Genomic DNA, 19,219 nt, shown 5'->3' on the forward strand with positions numbered 1-19,219 from the left:
TTGACTTGATTTTTATTTTGCTTTATTCGTGCCGAAAGTGCCTATAACACCCCACGCCTTTAATACATCAATGGCAGTTTTAAGCTGAATATCTTGGTATATCATACTCTGTGTAACAAGCTTTTTATCATCTTTTGGAGCTTCAGCTTTGTTTGTTTGCTGATTTGTCTTATCCGCATTTGCCTTATCTAGCTCCCCTTGCAAGTGTCGCTTCAAATCAGATTCTTTAATACTAAAGCTATTTTCATTCTCTGGCGCCACACCCGGATATACGACAATATCTGGGGTAACGCCCACCGCCTGAATCGTCCTGCCACTAGGGAGATAGTATTTGGCAGTTGTGAGCTTTAACCCCTCATTTTGATCCAGCTGCATTACCGTTTGCACACTACCTTTTCCAAATGTCTGCTCCCCTATTAGCACCGCTCTTTTATGATCTTGCAACGCCCCTGCGACAATCTCACTTGCACTTGCACTTCCGCCATTTATCAGCACAACCACAGGCACATCTCCATACGATGCACCTTTTGCCTTATATTCAATATTTTCTTGCTTTGTGCGTCCTTTTTGTGAGACAATCACACCACTTTTAATAAACAATCGGCTTAAATCCACCGCTTGATCAAGCACACCACCGGGATTATTACGCAAATCAAGCACAATTCCATCAACTTTCCCCAATTGCTTTAATCCGCTTGTTACATTACGCGTTACATTTTTATCAAATGACGCCACACGCACATACGCAAAGTTACTCTCCTCAATTTTACGCACTTTGACAGAATCTATTTTGATAATATCACGCACGATATTAAACACCAAAGGCTTAGATTCTCCCTTACGAACAATTGTAAGCTCTACCTTTGACTTAGGCGCACCACGCATAAGATTCACCGCATCATCAATACTCATATCAATGGTGCTTTGATCATTTACTTTGATAATCACATCGCCGCTTTTTAGCCCAGCCTTATCGCCGGGTGTATCATCAACAGGTGCAATAACGGTCAATGCACCATCTTTTAACCCAACGGTGATACCAATCCCGCCAAACTCGCCATCGGTATTTGCACGCAAATCATCAAATTTCTTTTTGTTTAAATAGTTTGAATGTGCGTCCAAATTGCTTAAAAGCCCATCAATAGCCTTATCTACAATCTCATCAAAACTCAACTCATCAACATAATATTCCTCCACAATCCCCATAATACGGCGGAGTTTTTTAAAAGATTCTACCTTATTGACTTCTTGCACTTTTGGCTTTGACTTTTGAGCCTCATCGGCTGATAGCCCAACAAATAAAGCCGAACTTATTAGCAATGATGCAATGATACCCGCCAAAACAACACGCGATTTACTCATCATAATTATGCCTTTAGTGATTGATTGTTTTTGGATTTTACAAAAGCTGTATTCTACCCAAAAAAATATATATATTCCTAACAGATTCTACTTTAAGCAAGATCCTCTCCAAAATGCTATCGTTGATTAAGATGTTAAAGACTGGCTTAAACAGAATCTAAGCTAAGCCTAATAAAAGATTGTGCGTCCTTTCATATCAGTAAAAAATCGCTCTCTTTTGTTCCCTAGTTTCTTACACGCATTACGCACAAACTCTTCATTGATAATCTCCTTATCCTGCACATCACATAAAAAATCCTGAATCACATTGCGATTAATAAACACCGGCAAATACCCAACCCCTGCTCTACTCATAATGCCCAAAAACACGCCATTTTTATCATAAAATGCCCTGCCATAGGTAAATTCCTCATAAGAATCCCGCCCCATCTCAAAGCCATACACCTGCTCAACCCTTCTATCAAAGTCATAATATGTTGCAAATTTGGTGAGCTTCAAACTCTGCTGAATAAACACAAATTCATCATCAAGATAAGGATAATATACCTCTGTCTGTAGCTTAATCCTAACACTTGAAGCAAAAACATTTACCCCAAAATGTTTGTAGATTCTATCTTGATAATAGCTCTTTATGGGACGCATTTGACAATAGCTATCCACATATTTTGCCACCTTTAGAAGTGCAAGTCCCGAATCTAAGTCTATTGCCTTAATGCTAAGCTGTGCCACGCACATTATATTTGCATTAAAATCATCTTGCATCTTTGCATAAATCTTTGTGGGGGTAATTGTGCCATCGTAGATGACTTCCGAAGATGTAATATAAAAGCCATTTTTCAGCAATGTCCCCAAACCCTTTTTAAACGACCCATCATTAAAAGAAGATTCAATAATGGCTGTGCTGTAAATCCAATCGGGCAATTTTGGGAGCTTCATATCTCGTGGGGAAATGCCTTGAGATTGTGGATTATGAGATATGGAAAGTGTGTTAGAATGAGAATCTTTGCCACTATGATTTTTTGTATCTTGTGGCATAAAAAGCTTTTGTGGGCTTTCATACCCCTCCATAACTTCTTGCAGAGAATCTTCGGAGCCATAAAGCAAGGTAGGATTCACCATATACATTAAAGCCACAAATATGGTAAAAACAACACTCTGCCTAAACACCGCCAACACCTTTCATTGAAATATTATTAAACTAATATCGGTAAAATCCCCACACTTTCTACATTACAATGTAGAATCTGTATCAAAGCCAATATCGGCTTTCATTCTATAAATCTTAAATAACCTTAAGGAGCAAACAATGTTTAGAGAGGAACTCAAAGTATTTGATGTAAATCAAGATGAGCTAGAAAAGCTACAATATGCTTTCATAGCGGTAAAATCACCAAATGGAGAGGGCAAAGGCACAATGACCTTAAAACTCTTTAATACCGATGCACCACAGAGTGTTACAAATTTCGCCACTCTAGCCCAAAGTGGATTCTACAATGGTTTAACCTTTCATCGTGTGATACAAGGCTTTGTCGCACAGGGCGGTTGTCCTATCGGTAATGGCACAGGCGGACCGGGATATAGAATCAAATGTGAGCTAGATAACAATCCACACAAGCACAAAAAAGGTGTGCTATCAATGGCACACGCTGGTAGAGACACCGGCGGTAGCCAGTTTTTTATCTGCTTTGCCCAGCAACCTCACCTTGATGGAGAGCATACCGTTTTTGGTGGAATTGAAACGGGAGATTTAGAATCTTTTAAAGTGCTTAATAGCATTAAGCAAGGGGATATTATAGAATCTATTAGCATTGCTTCATCACGCTAGATTTTCATCTCTAGCGGCACATTTTAAGACATCATAAGGAATCAAATGAAAGCTGTTTTTCCTCTTGCTTTAATTTCTAGTCTGCGGTTTTTTGGACTTTTTATTGTTTTGCCTATCATTGGGCTTTATACTGATGAGTTTCACACCACGGCGTTTTTGGCTGGACTTGCCGCTGGTGGCTATGCCTTAACGCAAATCATTTTTCAAACACCCTTTGGAATCTGGAGTGATAAATACAACCGCAAACATATCGTAGGTATTGGGTTTTTTATCTTTTTATTTGGCTCTTTGGTTTGTGCGTTTGCGGAAAATATCACTATGCTTATTATTGGACGATTCTTGCAGGGAGCGGGGGCTGTTGGCGGTGTGGTGAGTGCGCAAATTGCCGATTTAGTCAAAGAAGAAGAACGCAACAAAGCAATGGCGATTATGGGAGCTGGGATTTTCATAAGCTTTGTTTTAGCTATGCTTCTAAGCCCCATTGTGGCAAGCACCTTTGGGCTGAATGCCCTATTTCTCATCACAAGTGCCTTTTGTGTGCTGTCCTTGCTTATTTTATATTGGAAAGTCCCTGATACACCAAGTGTAAAATATCACTTCAATGACACGGATACAAGCAATGTGCTAAAGGATAAGAATCTGCTGATTATGAATCTCAGTGCATTTTTGCAGAAGTTTTTAATGATTTTTGCCTTTGTATGTATAAGCCTTGCTTTAACACATCATTTTAATTTAACAGAAGGGGATTTATGGAAAGTCTATGCTCCTGCGGCACTTGTAGGCGTTTTTGCGATGGGTCCTTCATCAATCTTTGCACAAAAAAAGGGGCAGTTTAAAGCCGTTATGCTTTTTGGAATCTTTGCTTTTGTGTTGTCTTACTTCCTTATGGCATTTGCCACACCACAAGAAAACCTTTTGCTTTTTGCTGCAGGGGTTTTAGTCTTTTTTATCGGCTTTGCTATCCACGAGCCTATTATGCAATCCCTTGCTAGTCGCTATCCTAAAGCTCATCAAAAAGGTGCAGCCCTTGGTGTTTTTACCACACTTGGCTATGTGGGTTCAGCCCTTGGCGGAATGTGCGGTGGGTGGCTGTATGAAGAGATAGGATTGTTTCATCTTTCACTTATCATTGCTGCGGTATGTGTGGTATGGGCTGTTATTTTGGCAATATTTCTTACAAATCCTGCAAATCATCAAAATATCTATCTCCCATTAAAAGATTCTATCACTCAAGCACTGCCTAAGCTAGAGCAGATTCAAGGCGTGATTGAATTTTACATTAATGAAAATGAGAATCTTGCTATCATTAAATATGACGCTACACTTACAAATGAAGCACAGATTTTAAAAACTCTTAATGTGGAGCAACCATAAATGGAATTTTATGAAAAAATCATTATCGCTTCAGTGATGGGGACATACCTTTGCTTTCTTATCTATCAAAATAGAGATTATTTCACAAAGAAAAAGTCTAAAACCGATGATGAGCCTATCTATATAAAAGCAGAAGATGGCAGTAAAGATTATATAGAAATAACATTGCCTAAGGATTCACATAAGGTGTTCCTGCGGTATTGGAGAGATGAAGAAAAGAGATTTGAAACGCACACAATGTCTTATGATGAGTTTGTGGAAAAGTGGGGGGATATTCACAAAGAGCATAGGTTGAAAACTCCCCCAAACACAAAGGAATAAAATGTATAACGCTACGCATATCACTAATGCTAAAATCCAAAAATGGAGTGTAGATTCTAGTTTTAGAGCAGAATCTCAAGGGGATTTTGTGAAATCTGCAGATTCCAGTGCGGATTCTAGTGGGGATTGCAAAAAAAGCTCTAAGACGAAAGAAGCACCAAAAATCAGCAAAAAAATCCTAAGCCTTGTAGGCAAGACAAATGCACAATACAATCTCATCAAAGAGGGCGATAAGGTGCTTTTAGGCTTAAGCGGTGGGAAAGATTCTATCCTTTTAGCCACGATTTTAGCCTATATGCAAAGACACGCACCCTTTAAGTTTGAGTTTAAGGCTTTAACCGTGGATTATGGCAGGGGTGGAGAATATGAATATATTTTTGAATATTGTGAAAAGCTAGGCATTCCCTATGAGCTATACCGCACGGATATTTATGAGATTTTAGAGCAGAATAAAAGAGAGGGGACGATTTATTGTAGCTTTTGCTCTCGTATGCGGCGTGGGGCGTTATACAGCAAAGCCTTAGAGTATGGCTATAACAAACTCGCTTTAGCACATCATTTAGATGATGCGGCGGAGAGCTTTTTTATGAATCTCACTTATAATGGAGCTATGCGGTCTATGCCGCCTATTTATCGTGCGGAGAATGGGCTAGAAGTGATACGCCCTTTGATTTTTATGCGTGAGCGGCAGATTATTGATTTTATCGCAAGTAATGGCATCTACATTGCACCTGATTGCAATTGCCCCATTAACTGGCTAGATTCTGATAAAAAGCCTTATGCAAGGGAAGCCACAAAGCAGTTTTTAAAAAATATGGAAAGTGAAAATCCAAACTTTTTCAAATCTCTAAAAAATGCCTTTAGCAACATTCACGCCGGAAGTTTCTGCGACACAAACTATCTTAATATTTAAATTAGCAAAATCATTATACAATGTGGCGTTTCATCTTTTGAAGTAGGAGCAAAGGCTTTGAGTATCAAATCAATTACACTTGCTAGAATCTATGAAATGCACGGACTGAAAGAAGACGCGTTAAAAATCTATCGCGAGATTCTACTCCAAGAGCCGAATAACAAAGACGCACAACAAGCCATAAAATACCTTATGCTTACACAAAATAACTTCCCGCAAGTTAATGAAATGCGTAAAGAGCAATTCCTTAACCCACAATCCCAAGATGAAACAATCCAATTTCAAAGGTGGCTTTTCCAATGGAACTCAAAGATTTAATACTTGAAACGATTAATAAACTCTCACATCCATCTTTCACGCAAGATTCACAAGCTAAACCCATAGAATTAGCAGAAACTTTTCATACCTTTGATAGCCCATTCACTCCACCCCTTGCTGAAAATCCTATTACTGAAATGCCCCACTCCACGCATAAAAGTGCTGAATCCTTAAAAGAAGAATGCGAGTTTTTAGAAGGTTTGCAGGAGCGACTTTTGGTGCTTTTTGAAGGACTAAAGGCAGAGCATAATCAAAATATAGAATCTGCTCTGCGTATCACAACCCACTTCCTTGAACATCAGCTGAATGTGATTCAAGAGCGTTTAGAACTCCTAAAAAAATAATTATATTTTAATTTGTATATTGTTTTTACAAGATTGTTAATCATCATTAAATTATTGTTTAACAATGCCCTTTAGAATTCTCCCAGCCTTTAGCCTGAATGAGATAGGGCGAGGTGATGGATTAACCATTGTGAGCATCATCTCAAAGGAGATTATCCCCCTCCAACTTCCTCCTTGTTTCCCTAGATGCTCACACCGATGACAACTAAACCTTTATTGAGCTGCTCAAGCCCCCACTTGAGCGGTTTCTTTCTCTCCTTTGACAATCCCAAAACAATACTTAAGCTATCTAAAAAGTGTTTTGTTATACAATCCCTAACTTTTTTACCACAATTAAAGGTTACACAATGCTAGAAGTTTTAATGATTGAAGATGATGTAGAATTAGCAGAAATTATCACAGGCTTTTTGAAACAATATGATATGAATGTTACTAATTATGATGAGCCATACACCGGAATGAGTGCGGTTAATGCGAAACATTTTGATGTTTTGCTCCTTGATTTGACTTTGCCTAATCTTGATGGCTTAGAAGTGTGCAAACGCGTAGCAAAGCAAAATAGCATTCCTATTATCGTATCCTCCGCACGAAGCGATGTTGATGATAAGGTTGAAGCCCTTAAAAGCGGTGCAGATGACTATATCTCAAAGCCCTATGACCCAAAGGAGCTAGTGGCTAGAATCCAATCGCTCCTTAGACGCTACAATAAAAAGAGTATTAAAGAGCAAGATAAGGAAAAAGATAGCGTATTTAAGATTGACAAATACAGCCGCCAAGTATTTTTCAAAGACAAAAAGCTAGAGCTTACCCGTGCGGAATATGAGATTCTCACTCTACTTATCAGCAAAAAAGGGCATGTATTTTCACGCGAAGCCATCGCTATTGAATCTGAATCTATTAACCCTGAAAGCTCAAATAAAAGCATTGATGTCATCATAGGACGCCTCCGCTCCAAAATAGAGGAAAACCCAAAGCAACCCCAATACATCATCTCCGTGCGTGGTGTTGGCTACAAGCTTGAAGCATAGGGTATTCTATGCTTTCCTTTCGGCACTCTATCTTTTTTAAAATCATCATTTTATTTCTTTGTGCGTTGCTAAGTTTTTTTGCTATCTCTTACTACTTTATCCAAGATCATATAGAAAATGAGAATCTTTTATCCGAGCTGCGATACTCACAATTCACCACAACAATCAACGAAATAATGCAATATGGTGGCAATATCCAAATCATCAAGCAATATCTTCAAACAATGCAATTTGTGCCGGTGGAAGAAGAAGAGATTAAACGCGTTTTGCAAGAGATTAACAAGCTCCCCACAGACTTTGAAGGCGTATTTGCAAAGGCAATCAACACCCAAAATGGCATTTATATCCTGCTTGAAACGCACAATGAAACTACACTCTATAAAGACAACTCCCGCAAATCTTATGAGGATTTTTACATTATCACGCTTATTGGTATTATCCTTTTAACCTTTGTGTTTTTCATCGTCCTAAAAAGCCTAATGCCCCTTAAGATTCTAAAAGGGCAGATTAAGCAATTTGCCGATGGTGCTTTTACCCCGCAATATAGGCAAAATACAAAAGATGAGATTGGTGAGCTATATTGTGAGTTTCACAAAGCGTCAAATAAAATTAAAAGCTTAAATGAATCTCGCTCCTTACTTTTACGCTCCATTATGCACGAACTAAAAACGCCCATCACAAAAGGGCGAATTGTGGCTGAAATGGTGGAAAATGACAGCCAAAAACAGCAGCTTTGCTCCGCCTTTATGCGTCTTAATGACCTAATCAACGAATTTGCAAAGATTGAGAAAATCAACTCCAAAAGCTACCATATCAACAAGCAAGAGTTTCTCTTATACGATCTTATTCATCACACTGAAGAAATGCTCCTTATCCACGATTCTAGCCCCATTACGCTAGAGAGCGAAAATGCCCTTATCAAAGCGGATTTTGACCTTTTTGCTATTGCATTAAAAAATCTCCTTGATAATGCCATAAAATACAGTGCAGATGGCAAAGTGCGTGTCTATACTAAAAATGACAAGCTCTACACTAGCTCTAAGGGTGAAGCCTTGCAATATCCGCTAGAAGACTACTTCAAGCCCTATTTCAAAAATGAAAAGTCCCCACAATCGCAAGGCTTTGGCTTAGGAATGTATATCATCAAAAATACCCTTGATAATCAAGGCTTTGACTTTAGCTACAAATACGAAGATGGTTGTAATGTTTTCATCATTCATCATTGTGTGGTGGAAAACTACTGCCCCATTAAACCCAAAAAAGGAGATTAAATGTTTAGACGACTAAAACGCACACGCCTAAAAGCCCCTATGCGAGAGCTTGTAAGAGAAACTAGATTACATAAGCAGGATTTTATCTATCCGCTTTTTGTGATTGAAGGGCAAAATGTCAAAAATGAAATCCCCTCTATGCCAGATGTGTTTCAACTAAGCGTTGATAATATCCTTAAAGAATGCGAGGAATTACTCAATATTGGCATATACCATATTCTCCTTTTTGGTTTGCCAAGCCACAAAGATTCTTGTGGAAGCGAGGCTTTGAGTGATAAAAGCATTATCCCACAAGCCATAAAAGCCATAAAAAAACATTTTCCGCAGATGATTATCACACTTGATTTATGCTTTTGTGAATACACAGACCACGGACATTGTGGAATCTTAGATAAGAATCTTAATAGTGTAGATAATGACGCCACACTTGAGATTCTAGGGCAACAAGCCTTAGTCCTTGCAAGTTGCGGTGGGGATATGATAGCCCCAAGTGCGATGATGGACGGAATGGTAAGCACAATACGCACCTATTTAGATAAAGGCGGATTCTCTCATATCCCCATTATGAGCTACTCTACTAAATTTGCAAGTGGCTATTATGGACCATTCCGCGATGTGGCAAACTCCGCTCCAAGCTTTGGCGATAGAAACTCTTATCAGCAAGATAGTGCTAATCGCAGGGAAGCTATTTTAGAGAGCCTAACCGATGAAGCTGAAGGAGCGGATATTTTAATGGTAAAACCAGCCCTAGCCTATTTAGACATTGTGCGTGATATTCGCGACCGCACTTTGCTGCCTTTAGCTGTGTATAATGTTAGCGGGGAGTATGCTATGCTAAAACACGTGCAAAAAGCCAATCTTATTGACTATGAACGCGTTTTATTTGAAACACTCACAGGCTTTAAGCGTGCGGGAGCGGATATTATCATTAGCTATCACACTAAAGAGATAGCTAAACTTCTTTAGAATCTTAAGGGCTTACCTTGCTAGATTCTAGCCCTAATCAATGCCTAGCAGTTTCTACTTCCCCAGCCACATCTCAAACTTTTATACCCGATACTTTTGTACCCGATACTTTTGTACCCGATACTTTTGTGCCAATGTATGCCCTACCCACAGAAATTACTCTTTTCACACAATACGCACTCAAATCCAAAGCCTATATAGAATTTGGCTGTGGCGGTAGCACATTTTTACTCTGTTATCTTACACAAGCACAAATCTTTAGCGTGGAATCTAACCCTGCTTTTATCAATGAGCTATCCCAAAATAGCCTTATCCAAAACGCCCTTGCCCACAATCGCTTGAGATTCTATCCCATTAACATCGGCGAAGTGCAAAAGTGGGGCTTCCCAAAAGATGAGAGCCAAAGACATAGCTTTCCACTCTATTCCCAAAGTATCTTTGTCAGTCTAGATTCTACACTCCGCTCACAGATTGATACGATCTTTATTGATGGGCGGTTTCGCGTGGCGTGTGCTTTGAATGCGATTTTATATTGTCCGCAAAGTATCATTATTATCCACGACTTTTTTAACCGCCCTCATTATCATATCTTGCTTGATTTTTTAGAATGTATAGATTCCGCTAATAACCTTGGAATCTTTCAGGCAAAGCCCACACCAAATAAACAAACCATTTATAAGCTTTTAGAGTATTATCAGTTTGACCCAATGTAAAAGCCTTTAAATTTCCCTAAATATTGAATAATCCGCCAAGCTTTAGCTATAATGCCACCTTTTAGATTCTAAATCCAAAGGATATATTATGGGACGAGCATTTGAATATCGCCGAGCCGCCAAAGAAAAACGATGGGATAAGATGAGTAAAGTCTTCCCTAAACTTGCTAAAGCCATCACCGTTGCTGCCAAAGAGGGCGGATCTGACCCAGCGATGAATGCCAAGCTCCGCACCGCCATTGCCAACGCCAAGGCACAAAATATGCCAAAAGATAATATTGATGCGGCAATCAAACGAGCCAGTGGCAAAGATGGAATCTTTAGTGAAATCACCTATGAGGGCAAGGCAGCCTATGGTGTGCTTATCTTTATAGAATGCACCACAGATAACCCAACCCGCACTATCGCCAATATCAAAAGCTACTTTAACAAAACGCCAAATGCAAGTATTCTTACCAATGGCTCTATTGATTTTATGTTTTCACGCAAAAGTGTCTTTGAGTTCCGCACACAAGATAGCCGCGATATAGAAGAGCTAGAACTCGCCCTTATTGACTATGGACTAGAAGAGCTAGAAAAGCTAAGCGATGAAGAGGGAGAGTATTACATCGCTTATGGGGATTATACGGACTTTGGACGATTGAATGAAGGCTTTGAAAGCTTACAGATTCCAATCTCAAAGGCTACATTACAGAGAATCCCAACCTCCCCAATCACACTTGATGAAACACAACTCCAAGAGATTGAAAAGCTCCTTGATAAAATTGAAGAAGATGATGATGTCCAAGCCGTTTATACAAATATTGAATAACTCCCAAATAACAAGCAGATTCTAGCCTAGCTTAGAATCTGCCCTAAATCTAGCAAATCCCTCTTAGAATCCTAACCTGCTTTATCCCCTATTTTTCTTTCATTAACAGACACTTTTTTGTCATACTGAAGCCTTTGAGGGCGAAGTATCTATAGAATCTCCCTTGCCATACTTTTGTTGAAGCTAGATACTTCGCTCAAGCTCAGTATGACAAGGGTTAGATTTAGTATAACAAAGGCTAGATTTACAGAGATTTTTCGCCTTATATCTCCTGCTATCTGCAAGGATTACGCCTTAGACTCACAAATTGACAAAAGCCTCCTAGAAGCTAAACTGACCGCCTACGCGTAAGCTCATATAGTTTGATACATTTATGCCTTGTATTGTGATATTCTGCCCTAGCCCATACTGCATAGCCACATCTAAGAATCCAAAGAGATTTAGCCCACCGGTTAGGATTAGCCCCTCTCCCGCATTTGAGCGGATATCCTGCATAGCCCCAAGGCGGAAATCCACCTTTTTAAAGTTCGCCATCACCCCACCGCCAAAAAACTGACTTTTGGGGCTTGAGAGTGAGAGTGTCTCATTTGGCAGCACATCTGCATCAAAGGCAAAAGTGAGAAAGTCCATCATCTCATAGCTCACCCCTGCACGCACCTGCGGGTGAAGTGTCGTATCTGCCACACCCGTACGGTTAATGGTGGGGGAATTGACATTCTTAGCCACAAGCCCAAGATGAAGATTCTTCACAAATCTTGGCGAATAGAGCAGTCCAAAGTCAAGTCCAAAGGTTTGAGCCATATCCATTTTATTTTTATCCACACTCACGCTTGGCATATTCCCCACAGCAAAATTAACCTTATCACCATAGCCAATCCCTTGGATAAATTTCACCGCCAAGCCTAGATTCACATCACCCATAGGTGTGAAAATCGTATGCCCATAGCCTATTGGAATCTCCACAAGGGCTAAGGCGTTAGCATACAAAGTATGCTGTGCCTGTGGATTCATAATTGAGCCATTGAGATTACTTTGAGTTGCCAAATACTCAAGCGTTACACTATTACCATTAATACTTGCTTGATAATACCTCCCGCCTAAGTCAAAAATGAGCTTATTATTATTTGGGTCAATCTGTGCGGAAGCATTAGAAAATGCTGAAGCAAATAGCCCTATCCCCACAGCTCCACGCCCCAAATCTATCTCTTGGACATTGATTGTGCCTAAGCTATCGCTCTCCACTCGCCTTGAGCCTTTATCCCCAGCAAACTGAAAGACAAAGCCATTTTGCGTAGCCAGATTCACATCATTGCCCTTTAACGCCCCATCTACCACGCCAAAGTCATTTAAAAGCTTATCAATAACAGAATCTGCCCCTTTTGCAATCGTTATTTTCCCTACTTCTTGTAGCATTTTGTTGGCATCAAATGTCCCGCTTGATACTTCCTCCATAATCTTTGGTAGCTTACTTGGATCGACACCATCAATAATGCTTCCCACAAGTGGAGAGCCTCCCCCTGTGGCTGCATCTGAAAGCTTGTCTTTGAGTTTATTCAAGGCATTTGCATCCTTAATTTCTTCCCAACAATCTTTTGCATTGGTGCAAGTAGCAGGAGTTTGTCCCGTAACCTCCGTTACCAGATTCTTTACAGCATTAGTGTCAATGTTGCCACCACTATTTGGAAAAAGAGCATTAAGCATTCCACCCAACGCACCATCAACATCTTTTCCGTCAATCTTAACACTTGTGCCGCCACTACTTGGACCGGTGAGCTGATTTGTAAGCGTTTGTGGGAGATTTTTGAGATTATCCACATCAATGGTGGCAAGCTGCAAGAGATTTTGCTCTTTAAAAGCAATCCCAAAGCTATAACCCATTTTCGTGCGTCTATCTGCTCCTAGCAATGCGGGATTATAGTATAGCCCCCACGCAGAATCACGCACAGCCACACCAGCCCCACCCATACCAGCAGAGACCTGCCCCTGTGATCCAAACTCTAAGCCAAAGCCACTTACTCCCGCACACATCGCTAGTGCCATTACTTTATGTCTCATTGTCCTATGTCCCATTTTCTTGTGTTTTGGTCGCATACGCACCTCTATAAACATTTATTAGAATCTTCAAGTAAAAAAAATCGTGCCATTTTACAGACTTTCGCATAAAAGTTTTTAAAATTTTTGCTAGAATCTTAAAAAAAAGGAACACTTTTAGCTATTTTTAAATAAAATTCTATTCGCAGAAGGGAATAATGATGACACCACAGAAGGCGAGATTGTATGTCATAGGTTTGGTTATGGGCTTGGGCGTGGCGACAAGCCTTATTGGCGGTGAGGGCGATATGGTGAGTCCTAGCTCACTTAGCCCAACGCCAAATAGCGAGTATATCGCTCCACAGATTGAGAAAAGCTCCGCACTTGTGGATTCTACACCTGCAGATTCTACACCAGATTCTACGCTAAATAAAGCTCAACTGCCGATACTAGAACTTCCACTTGAATCTATGCAAACTACTCCACAGCCTGAAGAAATCACGCCCCCTAAAGCCTTAACACCACAAGCACAAGCCTCGTATAATGCTAATGCACAGCCCTCGCGTGAATTACAAGAAGCATATAATGCGTGGCTTAATGGGGAGTTTAGCACTGCTATAAGGCTCTATGAAAATGCGTGCTATGATGGGGATTTGGGAGCGTGCCACGCTATTGGGACGCTTTACTTTCAAGGGAGCGGTGTAGCACAAAACTATGCAATGAGTGCGAGTTATTATTACAAAGCGTGTGATGGGGGCTTTGGGCAGAGCTGTAGCTCACTTGGAATCTTGTATCATTATGGGCTAGGTGTGCGGCAGGACTATGAAGTCGCACTCAATCTCTATCACAAATCCTGCCAAGCCGGATACCCTAGGGGCTGTAATAATCTAGGCGTGATGTTTGAAGAAGGGCTTGGGATAAAGCGAGATTATAAACAAGCGGGGTTGTATTATAGCGATGCGTGTTTGGCACGAGATGATAGGGCGTGTTTTAATATCGCGGAAATGCTTTTTACGGGTAAGGGGCTAAAAAAAGATAAGAAAAAAGCGATGGAGTATTATGGGCTATCTTGTGATTTGGGATTCCAAGAGGGGTGCGAAGAATACAAAGCCCTTAAGCTAAAGGAGAAATAATGAGAATCTTGCTGACACTAGGTGTGATGTGTGCTGTTGCGTTTGGGGCGTATTTAGCTGATGAAAATATGAATAACTATGAAAGTGCAGATATGAAAAAGAAAGTGGCGGAGTATCTACAAAACTGCAATGAAGGCAGCTCTAGTGATTGCTACTTTGTCGCACACGAATATATGAAGGGTGAAAATGGGCTGCAGTGGTATAGCAAGGCTGCTTATTTTTATAAAAAAGCTTGTGATGGTGGGGTGCTAAAAGCGTGTAGCAACCTTGGAATCTTATATCAAAATGGGCTAGGTGTGAAGCAAAACTATGGCGTGGCGTTGCAACTCTATAAATTCTCCTGCTCACGCTTTGAGCCTGATGGGTGTAATAATCTAGGGGTGCTTTCACAAGAGGGGATTTTTGTAAGTAAAAACTATGCGGACGCGCTGAATCTTTATGAAAGGGCTTGTGCTGGTGGGAGCGTGGCAGGGTGTGTGAATCTAGGCGATATGTATGCTAAGGGCATAGGCGTGGCAAAAAGCAGACAGGCGGCTTTAAGCTTCTACGGACAAGCTTGTTATTTAGGCTATCAGCAAGGCTGTGATTTATATAGAGAGATGAATTAGGCTTTGGGCAGATTCTGTGAGTGGGTTCTAGCTTTGGGGTTTGTGTTTTTATATGGATTGCTAAAGAAGCTACGCTTTGTCACGACTTCCTGCGGAAGTCTCGCAATGACGGAGAAAGCCGTAGAATCTCAAGCCAATTCAGCAACCACCGCAGTGGCAAGGCACGCCCTTGCCACGCATAAAATCAATGGTGGCGTTTCACTGCGTGAATCGCCTACCTTGAAAGTGTCGTCGGAGTGGGGGATTGCTAAGGGGGAGAGAGCGACTTCACAATTCAAGCCTCTCCCCCTTAGCTAAAAAAGAATTTTAAAGAATGTAGATACTTCGCCTACAGCTCAGTATGACAAGATTCTAGCAAAGCAAGATTTTAGTAAAGCACAAGCACAAAATAGCAGAATCTAAGCCCTACTCAATAGCAGCATTAAGCATATCTTGGGATTTTTTCAACGCGTTTAACTGCATATCTTTGAGTCTCTCTGCTTCACTTGAATCTTTAGGGGTTTGGGGCGTTTGTGGGGATTGAGATATGGAGCTTTGGCGAGGGTTTCTCACTTCATTTGGTTGCATACCACGGGGCATTTTGACAAACACATCTTCATAGTTTTTTTCCCCATTTGATGACGGATATAAATCTCGCCTGTATTTGTGGAATAGACATAAGTATCCTTGCCATCGAAAAACATCTCCCATTCCCCAGCCCATACACCTACGCTTAAACATAAAAACAGAATCTTTTTCATTTTGCCCCTTATAGTGTGCTTTTAAGATTATCATACAACGCTAGAATCTGCTCTTTTTTCCCATAAAAGCTATTTGTATTGGCGATCAAATACGCACTAGATTCCATAATCACTTCATCAATTTTAAGATTATTTTGCTTCATCGTACTACCTGTCTCCACAATATCCACAATAGCATCACTTAGCCCAACAAGCGGGGCTAACTCAATGGAGCCATAGAGCTTAAGTGTCTCAATAGATAAGGCTTTATTAGCAAAATATTTACGCGTGATATTTGGCATTTTTGTAGCGATTTTTAGCTGTGGCTTTTGAAGATCAAGGCTTTTTCCACAAGGAGAGCCTACGACAACCTTGCACCGCCCAATTTGCAGATTCAAAAGCTTTATGACTTCAAGCTGTTGCTCTTCTATCACATCAAGCCCTACAATCCCCACATCTGCCGCCCTATGAGCCACATAAGTAGGCACATCTTGGCTTCTTACAAGCATAAAGGTAAAGTCCGTATGCTCTAAAATCAGCTTCCTATCATCAAAGGCAAATCCCGCCCCATACAACCGCTCAAACAATGCTAAGCTTTCCTTAGCAATGCGACCTTTTGGCAAAGCGACTTTTATCATTTTGGCCCCCTTAGATTTCCTTAGATTCTGCTAGATATGCTTTTGCAGGGCTTTTTGCATACCCTTAAACACAAGCGTATTATCATAAATGGCATTTTCAAAAAATCGTGCAAAAAACTTGCCATCGCCCCCTGTGAAAAATATCTTTTTTGTGCGAGTGGTGTTTTTTATCATTAAAATCACACTTTTTATCGCCCCAAAGCTTAACGCATCACTTGTATTTTGCGGTAGGGCGGAGAGATTCACACTTGGCTCTATTTTTATATCAAGCACAGGGGAGATATCAGCACACATTTTTCTATACGCACCAAGTCCGGGCATAATGTAGCCGCCAAGGTGGATTCCATTTTGCATAATATCCGCAGTAATGGCACTTCCCGCATCAATTATCACGCCATCTTGCACTGCCTTACACGCTGCACGCCTATCTACGCCTAGCCCCTTATACTCGCTCTCTATCTCAATATACTCGCCAATATTCACACAATATGGGTGCGAAGCAAGCAAACATCGCTCAAAGCGTTCATTGACACTGATATAATATATAGGCAGATTCTCTTTTTTCTTGCTTAGGGCATAGGGCTTTTCTTTCCAAATCTTACCATTATGATAGAAATGTAAAAAAGTATTCCCCACATCGCACAATAGCATTACTCAAACCTTTTATAAACCTTATCGTAGAATATACTATCCTTGGTGTAAAAAAGGCTTTTTTTCTTGGAAAGATTGCTTTTATACACTAATGGTGCAAAGTCTTTGAGACTTAAAGCTATCACATAGCCGCCCTTTTCAAGCGTATAAAGGGTGTCATTTTGTATGACAATCCCACTTAGCACCGCAAAAGGCAATCGCACCTTACGCAACAGCTTCAAAGTATGATCAAGCTCCAAAATCTCCCCATCAATGCCTAGCACATACACTTTATCATTATAAAACTTCACATCACGCAAATCCACATCATACTTAAAGCTCTTATCATTGATAATCGCACTCACACGCTTTGCAGTCGCCCCAAGCAGGTATTCACCCTTGGCGTGAAGATAAATGACATTATTAAAAAACTTATCGCTACTGACTAAAATATCCTTTACAATCTTATTTTGAGCGATACTATAAATAAGAATCTTACCCTCCAAATCCGGATAAATCACATACTGATCATTCATCAAAGGTGAAGCAAGGTAAGAGTTTATCGCACTGACATTTGGGTATTTTTGCGAAAAAATCTCTTTTTGCTTGGCTATGTCATAATACACAAGCGTGTTGTCAATAAGCACCATAGCCAACTTATCGCCCTTTAAACTCGCAGTTAGCACACAGGAGCTAAAAGGCACTTTATGGAGATTCTCATTTCCATTCCGCACAATAAGAATCTCATCGCATTGCTTTTGTATCGCATAACTATCCCCATCTTGTGCCAAAAACCTATAACCCTTTTCTAGCACAATGGGCGTTATACCATTTTCCAAAGTAATAAGCGTATTATCCTTTAAAATAGCTCCCTGCCTTGAAACGCTTTGTATGGGCGAACTTAGCTTGTCTTTAAACTCCATTTTGCCACTTATGAGCTTTGGCTCAAAATGCTTTTTAGAGCTACACCCAGCAAAGATAGCAAGGCTACAAACACACACCAACAAAAAAACTTTTTCATACAAATCCTTAGGGCTTAGACTGTGAATCTGTGGCTTGAGATTCTGTATTTGCGACTTGAGATTGTGAATCTAGGGCATTTTTAGCCGAATCTTCAAACCCATAATGCTTCAATATCATCGCTTCTGCGGCAAAAGGCGAATTTTCAGCAATAAGCATTAGCTTTTGATGAGCTTCAGCAATCTTATCTTGTTGAAATAACACATAAGCTTCTTGCAAAATCGCTAAATCCCTTAATGCCTTGTATTCCACATTTTCTAAAGACTTAAACTCCCCTGTAAAATCCGTATTTTTTATGGCGTCTTTATCTTGGATTTTTTCACTTAGATTCAAAGTAGCCACTTCGTATTTAGCAAGATTTTTAATAAGCTTATTTTGCGAGTTTGCCAACTTCTCATAGTTTGTCTTATCGCCATTAGCGTTAAAATACATATACATATCATAGAGATTTGGACTTGCTTTTTGTAAAGATTCTAAAGCCTCTTTATTTTCTGAATCCTGCATAAGCACCGCATACGCCGCACTTGCTTCTTGTGCTTTTTGAGCCTGTATATACGAGCTTATACCAAACCAGCCTAGTCCCACAGCTCCGCAAACCACAGCCACATACACATACTTGCGATACCGCCTCCATAAAATCTCCAAGCGAAACGCATTTTCTAGTAGCTTCTCATCACTTTTAAATTCTTCTTTTACGCCCTTTAAATTAGACTGCAAACTCATAAAACTCCTTTTATTTCTATCAATTTATTTGCTAACACCTGAAGAGCCAAAGCCAGATTCTCCCCTTTGACTTTCACTTAGCTTTTCCACTTCAGCAAAGACTGCTTGAGTTATCTCATTGATCACACCTTGTGCGATTCTATCGCCCTTGCGTATGATAAAATCCTCCTGCGAGTGATTGACTAAAATCACTTTAATCTCCCCGCGATAATCGCTATCAATCGTGCCGGGCGTATTTAGCACACTTATGCCATTTTTTAACGCCAAGCCACTTCTAGGACGCACCTGCACTTCAAAGCCAGATTCTATCTCAAAGGCTAAGCCTGTGCTGACTACCGCCCTATCCCCAGCTTTCAACACAATCTCATCAATGGAATGCAAATCAAATCCAGCCGCCTCTACACTTTGATACTTTGGAATCTCCGCGTCCTTATGGAGTTTTTTAATCTTAATACGAGCCTGTTTCATAGC

24 protein-coding genes are annotated in these 19,219 nt (G+C 40.3%); 14 read left to right on the forward strand and 10 right to left on the reverse strand.

Annotated elements, in window-relative coordinates; all coding sequences use genetic code 11:
- Window positions 1–12: 12 nt before the first annotated feature.
- Together HCCG_RS07635 and HCCG_RS07640 are read right to left on the reverse strand one after the other, a co-directional pair.
- The gene (locus tag HCCG_RS07635) at window positions 13–1,365 is read right to left on the reverse strand and encodes a S41 family peptidase (RefSeq protein WP_014666599.1); all 1,353 of its coding nucleotides are present in this window, start codon (window positions 1,363–1,365) and stop codon (window positions 13–15) included.
- Window positions 1,366–1,530: 165 nt separating this feature from the next.
- A complete protein-coding gene (locus HCCG_RS07640; protein ID WP_230197921.1) occupies window positions 1,531–2,529 on the reverse strand; it encodes a hypothetical protein in 999 nt (332 codons plus the stop codon).
- Window positions 2,530–2,668: 139 nt separating this feature from the next.
- Between HCCG_RS07640 and HCCG_RS07645 the strand changes: the two genes are divergently transcribed.
- The 11 genes from HCCG_RS07645 (at window position 2,669) to HCCG_RS07695 (ending at window position 11,246) form a co-directional block, all read left to right on the forward strand.
- Window positions 2,669–3,187 (forward strand): peptidylprolyl isomerase, encoded by a 519-nt coding sequence (locus HCCG_RS07645; RefSeq protein WP_002956905.1) that lies wholly within the window; start codon window positions 2,669–2,671, stop codon window positions 3,185–3,187.
- Between the two features lie 45 nt (window positions 3,188–3,232).
- The gene (locus tag HCCG_RS07650) at window positions 3,233–4,561 is read left to right on the forward strand and encodes an MFS transporter (RefSeq protein WP_002956906.1); all 1,329 of its coding nucleotides are present in this window, start codon (window positions 3,233–3,235) and stop codon (window positions 4,559–4,561) included.
- Window positions 4,562–4,882, forward strand: a complete 321-nt coding sequence (locus tag HCCG_RS07655) for a hypothetical protein (protein ID WP_002956907.1) — start codon at window positions 4,562–4,564, stop codon at window positions 4,880–4,882. It begins immediately after the preceding gene.
- 1 nt (window position 4,883) lies between these two features.
- Complete coding sequence (locus HCCG_RS07660) at window positions 4,884–5,795, forward strand: tRNA 2-thiocytidine biosynthesis TtcA family protein (RefSeq protein ID WP_014666595.1); 912 nt, start codon at window positions 4,884–4,886, stop codon at window positions 5,793–5,795.
- A 57-nt stretch (window positions 5,796–5,852) separates the two neighbouring features.
- Window positions 5,853–6,113: a hypothetical protein gene (locus HCCG_RS07665; RefSeq protein ID WP_002956909.1), complete on the forward strand. Its 261-nt coding sequence runs from the start codon at window positions 5,853–5,855 to the stop codon at window positions 6,111–6,113.
- Window positions 6,095–6,457: a CiaD-like domain-containing protein gene (locus HCCG_RS07670; protein ID WP_002956910.1), complete on the forward strand. Its 363-nt coding sequence runs from the start codon at window positions 6,095–6,097 to the stop codon at window positions 6,455–6,457. The genes HCCG_RS07665 and HCCG_RS07670 overlap by 19 nt, the downstream gene beginning before the upstream one ends.
- A 347-nt stretch (window positions 6,458–6,804) precedes the next feature.
- Window positions 6,805–7,485, forward strand: a complete 681-nt coding sequence (gene arsR, locus HCCG_RS07675; protein WP_034548291.1) for an acid response regulator transcription factor ArsR — start codon at window positions 6,805–6,807, stop codon at window positions 7,483–7,485.
- An 8-nt stretch (window positions 7,486–7,493) separates the two neighbouring features.
- Complete coding sequence (locus HCCG_RS07680) at window positions 7,494–8,756, forward strand: ArsS family sensor histidine kinase (protein WP_002956912.1); 1,263 nt, start codon at window positions 7,494–7,496, stop codon at window positions 8,754–8,756.
- On the forward strand, window positions 8,757–9,722 hold the full coding sequence (gene hemB / locus HCCG_RS07685; RefSeq protein WP_002956913.1) for a porphobilinogen synthase: 966 nt from the start codon (window positions 8,757–8,759) through the stop codon (window positions 9,720–9,722). It begins immediately after the preceding gene.
- A 17-nt stretch (window positions 9,723–9,739) separates the two neighbouring features.
- Window positions 9,740–10,435 carry a hypothetical protein gene (locus HCCG_RS07690; RefSeq protein WP_015453560.1) on the forward strand — a complete coding sequence of 232 codons (696 nt, stop codon included), beginning with the start codon at window positions 9,740–9,742 and terminating at the stop codon, window positions 10,433–10,435.
- Between the two features lie 88 nt (window positions 10,436–10,523).
- Window positions 10,524–11,246, forward strand: a complete 723-nt coding sequence (locus HCCG_RS07695; RefSeq protein WP_002956915.1) for a YebC/PmpR family DNA-binding transcriptional regulator — start codon at window positions 10,524–10,526, stop codon at window positions 11,244–11,246.
- Window positions 11,247–11,395: 149 nt separating this feature from the next.
- Here the strand turns inward: HCCG_RS07695 and HCCG_RS12845 are convergent, their stop codons facing one another.
- On the reverse strand, window positions 11,396–11,530 hold the full coding sequence (locus tag HCCG_RS12845; RefSeq protein ID WP_002956916.1) for a hypothetical protein: 135 nt from the start codon (window positions 11,528–11,530) through the stop codon (window positions 11,396–11,398).
- A gap of 37 nt (window positions 11,531–11,567) precedes the next feature.
- A complete protein-coding gene (gene traF, locus HCCG_RS07700) occupies window positions 11,568–13,337 on the reverse strand; it encodes a conjugal transfer protein TraF (RefSeq protein WP_230197922.1) in 1,770 nt (589 codons plus the stop codon).
- Between the two features lie 161 nt (window positions 13,338–13,498).
- Between traF and HCCG_RS07705 the strand changes: the two genes are divergently transcribed.
- The 3 genes from HCCG_RS07705 to HCCG_RS07715 all read left to right on the forward strand — a co-directional run bounded on the left by HCCG_RS07705 (window position 13,499) and on the right by HCCG_RS07715 (window position 15,315).
- Window positions 13,499–14,410 carry a tetratricopeptide repeat protein gene (locus tag HCCG_RS07705; RefSeq protein ID WP_014667542.1) on the forward strand — a complete coding sequence of 304 codons (912 nt, stop codon included), beginning with the start codon at window positions 13,499–13,501 and terminating at the stop codon, window positions 14,408–14,410.
- The gene (locus tag HCCG_RS07710) at window positions 14,410–15,018 is read left to right on the forward strand and encodes a tetratricopeptide repeat protein (RefSeq protein WP_002956921.1); all 609 of its coding nucleotides are present in this window, start codon (window positions 14,410–14,412) and stop codon (window positions 15,016–15,018) included. The genes HCCG_RS07705 and HCCG_RS07710 overlap by 1 nt, the downstream gene beginning before the upstream one ends.
- Window positions 15,019–15,123: 105 nt before the next feature.
- Window positions 15,124–15,315 carry a hypothetical protein gene (locus tag HCCG_RS07715; protein ID WP_002956922.1) on the forward strand — a complete coding sequence of 64 codons (192 nt, stop codon included), beginning with the start codon at window positions 15,124–15,126 and terminating at the stop codon, window positions 15,313–15,315.
- Between the two features lie 108 nt (window positions 15,316–15,423).
- Here HCCG_RS07715 and HCCG_RS07720 read toward each other — a convergent pair whose 3' ends face one another.
- From HCCG_RS07720 to dut, 6 genes are read right to left on the reverse strand one after another with little or no spacing between them, the layout of a single operon-like run.
- Window positions 15,424–15,792, reverse strand: coding sequence for a hypothetical protein (locus HCCG_RS07720; RefSeq protein ID WP_002956923.1), 369 nt, complete (start codon window positions 15,790–15,792; stop codon window positions 15,424–15,426).
- The gene (hisG, locus tag HCCG_RS07725; RefSeq protein ID WP_002956924.1) at window positions 15,767–16,375 is read right to left on the reverse strand and encodes an ATP phosphoribosyltransferase; all 609 of its coding nucleotides are present in this window, start codon (window positions 16,373–16,375) and stop codon (window positions 15,767–15,769) included. Before hisG ends, HCCG_RS07720 begins: the two co-directional genes overlap by 26 nt.
- Before the next feature lie 30 nt (window positions 16,376–16,405).
- On the reverse strand, window positions 16,406–17,026 hold the full coding sequence (locus HCCG_RS07730) for a type III pantothenate kinase (RefSeq protein ID WP_002956925.1): 621 nt from the start codon (window positions 17,024–17,026) through the stop codon (window positions 16,406–16,408).
- The gene (locus HCCG_RS07735) at window positions 17,026–18,030 is read right to left on the reverse strand and encodes a hypothetical protein (protein WP_002956926.1); all 1,005 of its coding nucleotides are present in this window, start codon (window positions 18,028–18,030) and stop codon (window positions 17,026–17,028) included. Before HCCG_RS07735 ends, HCCG_RS07730 begins: the two co-directional genes overlap by 1 nt.
- Before the next feature lie 4 nt (window positions 18,031–18,034).
- The gene (locus HCCG_RS07740) at window positions 18,035–18,748 is read right to left on the reverse strand and encodes a tetratricopeptide repeat protein (RefSeq protein WP_002956927.1); all 714 of its coding nucleotides are present in this window, start codon (window positions 18,746–18,748) and stop codon (window positions 18,035–18,037) included.
- A gap of 24 nt (window positions 18,749–18,772) precedes the next feature.
- Complete coding sequence (gene dut / locus HCCG_RS07745; protein ID WP_002956928.1) at window positions 18,773–19,216, reverse strand: dUTP diphosphatase; 444 nt, start codon at window positions 19,214–19,216, stop codon at window positions 18,773–18,775.
- Between the last annotated feature and the right edge of the window lie 3 nt (window positions 19,217–19,219).

This window comes from Helicobacter cinaedi CCUG 18818 = ATCC BAA-847, assembly GCF_000155475.1.
Classification (GTDB): Bacteria; Campylobacterota; Campylobacteria; order Campylobacterales; family Helicobacteraceae; genus Helicobacter_C; species Helicobacter_C cinaedi.